Here is a 5,649-nt window from a genome sequence, read left to right on the forward strand (position 1 = left end):
GCCCTGGCCCGTACGGCCGCCGCGATCATCCCGGCGTCGGCGAGGATCCGCGCCGCCTCCGGGCCCTGGCCCCGGGCCAGGGCCCGCTCCCGTATCCGATCGCGCACCGCCGCGTCGAAGTAGGGCCGCAGCGCGATGAGTCCGTCGTGGATCGCGGCCTCGCGCTGGGTGAGCCGCAGTTCGAGCGATGCCCACCGCCCGATCGCGGCACACGACGGCGTCCGGCCGGCCGCACCGGTCAGCCGGCGTTCCAGGGGGCCGAGCCGCAGATAGCGCAGTGCTGTGTGCAGGCCGCTGCCGAGGCGCTGCGTCACCAGCGGGAGGACGAAGCCGCTGCCGACCAGCAGCGCGGACGCCGAGGCCAGAGGTGGCGCGGCATATGTGCTCAGGGCGTCCCAGTCGTGTCCGGCCCAGCGCGCCCCGACCGCCGCGAACTTCGCCGCGTCGAACCCCAGATTGAGCAGACAACCGCTGACGATCAATACGAGAGCGGTCCGCAGCACACCCGTCACCTGGCGGGACCAGCGCCGGCACAGCACGGCCGTCACCACGGTCGCAACCGTGTGCGCCAGCAAATACAGCACGATCATCTCGCGGATGTACGGAGTGTTCGCGTAGTAGGTGTCGAGATCCCGCAGCCGCTCGGCGGGGGCGTCCCCGAGGACGAAGAGGACGATCAGGGCGACGATCACCGCGCCGTAGGCGGCCACACAGCGCAGGGACGCCCGCCGGGTCCGCGCCGTCGTCCCGCCGCGCCAGATGATGAGCAGGACGACACAGGCGCCGCTGAAGGCGGTCAGGGCGCCGTAGACCACGGGTGCGGCCAGGTTGGGCACCCCGCCGATCCGGTTGATCGCGGCGATCGTCGGCACGGCGGCGAGCAGAAAGACCAGGCCGGCGAAGAGCAGCAGCCCGCAGACCGCCCGCAGCAGAAGGTCGTCCCGGTTGCGCCACAGGCAGGGCAGTTTCAGCAGGAAGGCCCCGAACAGCAGGCCCGCCGGAACGGTCATGCTCACCTCGCGCATGAGCCACCGGCCTTAGGCCGCTTCTGATGGATCTTGCTGGGCTCGCGTGCCCTGGCACCGCACTCCCCCTGGGCCTGGCGGCCCGGGAGGTACCCCCACGCCGCGTTGTCGTCAGTCGCCGACGGCCCCCTACGCCCAGGGGCGTGGGAGGTACCCCCACCGCGTGGACTCCCTCCTCCGCCTTGCGATGCACGGCACCAGACCCCGCTCCCTGACCCAGCCTGATCCATCAGAAACGCCCTAGGCGGAGCCATCTCAGGCCAGGGCCCCACGGTGCCCCGGCGACGTCCGGATCCGCCCGGCCGGACCCCTCCCGGCGGCGGCGCTGTCACCGGGGACTGCGCCGGAACCGCCGCCGGGGGCGCCGCTGGAACCGCCGCCGGGGCAGCCGGGCACTGTCCGCCGGCCGCGCCCACGACCGGCGCATCTCCCTGCTTCCGCTTCCGCCATACACAGCACCCCACCCGTCCGGGCCCGAACCCCGTCCCCGACGCGGGCACCAGGAGCCCGGCGTCATACAACAGCCCTCCGTGCCACGGCACTTCGGGATTCCGCCCCCACGCAACCGTACTTCGTACGGATGTGCCCCACGCACGACGGTCTCCCCATACGCCCCGGGGCCACCCCCCGGTCGCGGCCGGGCGGGAAGCCGAGGGGGTGCGTATGGCGTGATGTGCCCCATGGATAGGCAAACGCCGGCGAAACGATACGACCGCCCGGCGGGGGAGCCTCGCGTCCGGGCGTGACGAGGGGCCGGACGCCGTGACCGGACCACGGAGTCGTGACCAGGTGCCCCTTGCCACCCCCTGCCACCCCTTGCACCCCCTGCCACTCCCTGTCACCCCCTCCTCACCCCCTCCTCACCCCTTGGCCGCCGTACGGCCGGCCTGCCGCACCCGCGCCGACGGCCGCCGCTGCGGGTGCGGCGCCCGGCGCCGGGGTGCACGATGGCGGCATGCTGCTGGCTCGACTCGCCGAGGTGTCACGGGACGTGGCAGAGACGTCCGCCCGCTCGCGCAAGACCGCCCTGCTCGCCGAACTGTTCGCCGACACCCGGCCCGAGCAGGTCACGCTGGTCATCTCCTATCTCGCCGGGCGGCTGCCACAGGGCCGGATCGGCGTCGGCTGGAGCAGCGTCAAGGACCCGCCGCCGCCCGCCGGGACCCCCACGCTCACCGTCGACGCCACCGACGCCGCGCTCACCGCGCTCGCCGGACTCCAGGGCCCCGGCTCCCGGGCCGCGCGCGGCGCGCTCGTACGGGAACTGCTGGCCTCGGCCACCGCTGAGGAGCAGCGGTTCCTCGTCCGGCTGCTGCTGGGCGAGATACGGCAGGGAGCGCTCGACGCCGTCGCCCTGGAGGCCGTGGCGCGGGCGGCCGGGGCACCTCCCGACGCCGTCCGCCGGGCGGTCATGCTCGACGGATCGCTGCCCCGCGTGGCGGCGGCCCTGCTCGCGGAAGGGCCCGCCGCGCTCACCCGGTTCCGGCTGCGGGTCGGCAGCCCCGTGCAGCCGATGCTCGCCCACACCGCGAAGTCGGTCACCGAGGCCGTACGGACCCTCGGCGTCCCCTGCGCCGTCGAGGAGAAGCTCGACGGCATCCGCGTCCAGGTCCACCGAGGTGGCGACGGCACCCGGATCTACACCCGGTCGCTCGACGACATCACCGACCGGCTGCCCGAAGTCACCGAAGCGGCCCGGCTGCTGATGGGTGATCAGTTCATTCTGGACGGTGAGGTCATCGTCCTGGACCCGGTCACCGGCCGACCCGTCCCCTTCCAGGAGACCGCCTCCCGCGTCGGCTCCCGCGTCGACGTCGCGGCGGCCCGGGCCGCCCTGCCCGTGTCGCCGGTCTTCTTCGACGTCCTCGCCGCCGACGGCGAGGACACCCTCGACCTCCCCGGCGCACAGCGCCACACCGTGCTCGCCCGGCTGGTCCCCGAGCCGATGCGGGTCCGCCGTACCGTCGTCACCGACCCCGGGGACGAGGCACAGCTCAACGCCGCCGAGGACTTCCTGGCCGCGACGCTGGACCGAGGGCACGAAGGGGTGCTCGTCAAGGCGCTCGACGCGGCCTATGTCGCCGGCCGGCGCGGCCGGGCGTGGCTGAAGGTCAAACCCGTCCACACCCTCGACCTCGTCGTCCTGGCCGCCGAATGGGGCCATGGCAGGCGCACCGGCCTGCTCTCCAACCTCCATCTCGGGGCCCGGGCCGCCGACGGTTCCTTCGTCATGCTGGGCAAGACCTTCAAGGGGCTCACCGACGACATGCTGCGCTGGCAGACGCGGCGGCTGACGGAACTCGCCGTCGAGGACGACGGCTTCACCGTACGGGTCCGTCCCGAACTGGTGGTGGAGATCGCCTACGACGGGGTGCAGCGTTCCTCGCGCTACCCCGCCGGGGTCACCCTGCGCTTCGCCCGGGTCCTGCGCCACCGCGCCGACAAACCCGCCACCGAGGCCGACACCGTCCAGCAGGTCCTGGACTCCCGCGGCTGAACCGCGCCCACGGGACCACCCGCCGTCCGGCGCGCTCGGCGACACCGCCCGCGCCGCGCCGTGGTGGCGGGGCCCGAACCGGGCATGAACCCTATGGTGACCCCGACACGTACGAGAAGGGACCCGCTCATGACCACAGAGCCGTTGTCGTTGAAGGAGATCGAGGACCGGCTGCGGGAGCTGCCCGGCTGGTCGCTCGAAGACGACCGCATCGCCCGCTCGTACCGGCTCGCCAACCATTTCGCGGCGACCGCGATGGTGGTGCACATCGCCGGAATCCAGGACAGGCTGAACCACCACGCGGACATCACGCTCGGGTACAACACCGTCTCGCTGACCATCCACACCCATGACGCGGGCGGCCGGGTCACCGAGAGGGACTTCACCCTCGCCGAGCGCGTGGAGTCCATCGCCCCCGGCCACGGCGCGAGCTGACCCGGGCGTGGCGCCGAGCTGACCCGGGCGCGGCCCGCACCCGGGTGGGCGGCACCGGTCCCCAGGAGCACCGCACCGGCGGCGGTCGGTTGCCGAAACCGCAACGCAACTCGCGGTCATGGCATCTCTGCGCCACTCTGATGCCATGAGTCATCACCATGATCCAATCCAGCTGGACTGGGACGAGCTGGGCCCCCTGCTGGAGCGCGGCGCCGAGATCGGGAGTCCGATGTACCGGCAGGCGGCGGCCTGGCTCGGCGAGTTGCTGCCGCCCGCCGGGGTCCGCCGGATCATCGACATCGGAAGTGGCCCGGGGGTGCTGATCCCGCTGCTCGCCGAGGCGTTCCCGTACGCCGACGTGGTCGCCGTCGACGCCACCCCGCAGCTGCTGGACCGGGCGCGGGCCCGCGCCGAGCGCGCCGGGATCGGCGACCGATTCCAGGCGCTGCACGCCGAACTCCCTGGCGAACTGGACACGCTGGGCGAGGCGGATCTCATCTGGGCGGGCAATATGGTCCACCACATCGGCGACCAGCGCGGCGCCCTCCGCGATCTCGCCCGGCTGCTGCGGCCCGGCGGACTGCTCGCGCTGGTGGAGGGCGGACTGCCCGCCCGCCGGCTGCCGCGCGACATCGGGATGGGGCGGCCGGGTCTTGAGTCCCGGCTGGAGGTCGCCAACAGTGAGTGGTTCCGGCGGATGCGGGCCGCGCTGCCCGGTACGAAGGACGAGACCGAGGACTGGCGTGCCCTGCTCACCGCCGCGGGCCTGGACCCGAGCGGAACCCGGTCCTTCCTGCTGGACGTTCCCGCACCGCTGCCGTATGCCGTCCGCGAACACCTGGTGCACGCCCTCACCCGCCAGCGCGAGACCCTGGCCGAGCTGCTCGCGGACGACGACATCGCCGTACTGGACCGGCTGCTGGACCCCGACGACGCGCAGAGTCTGCTGCGCCGCCCGGACGCCTCGCTGCTTGAGGCGCGTACGGTGCACACCGCCCGGCGCTGAGCGGGCCGCGGGGCCGACCGGGCCCCGGGGGGCAGGGGGCAGGCGACAGGGACGGGGGCACAGAGCCGCCGACCGGGTCAGGGGAGAGGGGGCAGGGGACACAGGGCCGCCGACCGGGTCAGGGGCAGGGTTCCAGCCGCCACTGCTGGCCGGGGGAGTCGGTGTCCTCCCACTGCTGCACCCGCGCGCCGTCCTCCGTACTGCCGTCGGCGACTTCGAGCAGCAGACCGCTGATGAAACTGACGATGGCGACGGTGCCCGGCGCGTCGAGATGGCGCTCGATGATCCACTCCTGGGCGCCGAAGTTGTTGGGGCGCCACTGCTGGATACGGGCGCCGTTCTCGGTGGAGGCGTCGGCGACGTCGAGGCGTTTGCCGCCGGCGACGCTCACGAAGTGATGCAGCCCGCTGCCGCCGGGGACCGGATCGATCTGCCACTCCTGCGCGGTGGTGCCGTTCTCCTTGCCCTGCTGGACGACGGCACCGCTGCCCCTGACCCCCCGGTACACCTCAAGGAGCAGTCCGCTGCCGACGTTCCGCACCAGATAGCGGCCGGATGGAAGAGCCCCGCTCAATGTCCCGCACTCCTCGCTCAGCTGTGTGACGTTGTCGCCACACGATCGTACGAAACGTCTGAGCAGGGCGGACGCGCGCCCTCGCCGTCCGCGCGAGGCGGTACGGCGAGGG

General features: G+C 73.2%; 5 protein-coding genes. 3 read left to right on the plus strand and 2 right to left on the minus strand.

What is annotated here, in order from left to right; genetic code table 11:
• A partial coding sequence (locus ACWF94_RS31525; protein ID WP_453496173.1) for an MAB_1171c family putative transporter occupies nucleotides 1-1,025 on the minus strand: 1,025 nt, incomplete at its 3' end.
• Nucleotides 1,026-1,980: 955 nt separating this feature from the next.
• Here ACWF94_RS31525 and ACWF94_RS31530 point away from each other — a divergent pair.
• From ACWF94_RS31530 to ACWF94_RS31540, 3 genes are all read left to right on the plus strand, one after another.
• On the plus strand, nucleotides 1,981-3,522 hold the full coding sequence (locus ACWF94_RS31530) for an ATP-dependent DNA ligase (RefSeq protein WP_453496176.1): 1,542 nt from the start codon (nucleotides 1,981-1,983) through the stop codon (nucleotides 3,520-3,522).
• Between the two features lie 129 nt (nucleotides 3,523-3,651).
• Nucleotides 3,652-3,957: a 4a-hydroxytetrahydrobiopterin dehydratase gene (locus ACWF94_RS31535; protein WP_453496179.1), complete on the plus strand. Its 306-nt coding sequence runs from the start codon at nucleotides 3,652-3,654 to the stop codon at nucleotides 3,955-3,957.
• A 145-nt stretch (nucleotides 3,958-4,102) separates the two neighbouring features.
• Nucleotides 4,103-4,963 (plus strand): class I SAM-dependent methyltransferase, encoded by an 861-nt coding sequence (locus tag ACWF94_RS31540; protein ID WP_453496183.1) that lies wholly within the window; start codon nucleotides 4,103-4,105, stop codon nucleotides 4,961-4,963.
• Nucleotides 4,964-5,081: 118 nt separating this feature from the next.
• On the opposite strand, the gene ACWF94_RS31545 is transcribed toward ACWF94_RS31540, so the two are convergent.
• Nucleotides 5,082-5,537 (minus strand): RICIN domain-containing protein, encoded by a 456-nt coding sequence (locus ACWF94_RS31545; protein WP_453496186.1) that lies wholly within the window; start codon nucleotides 5,535-5,537, stop codon nucleotides 5,082-5,084.
• Nucleotides 5,538-5,649 lie beyond the last annotated feature (112 nt).

Source organism: Streptomyces sp. NPDC055078 (assembly GCF_053607985.1).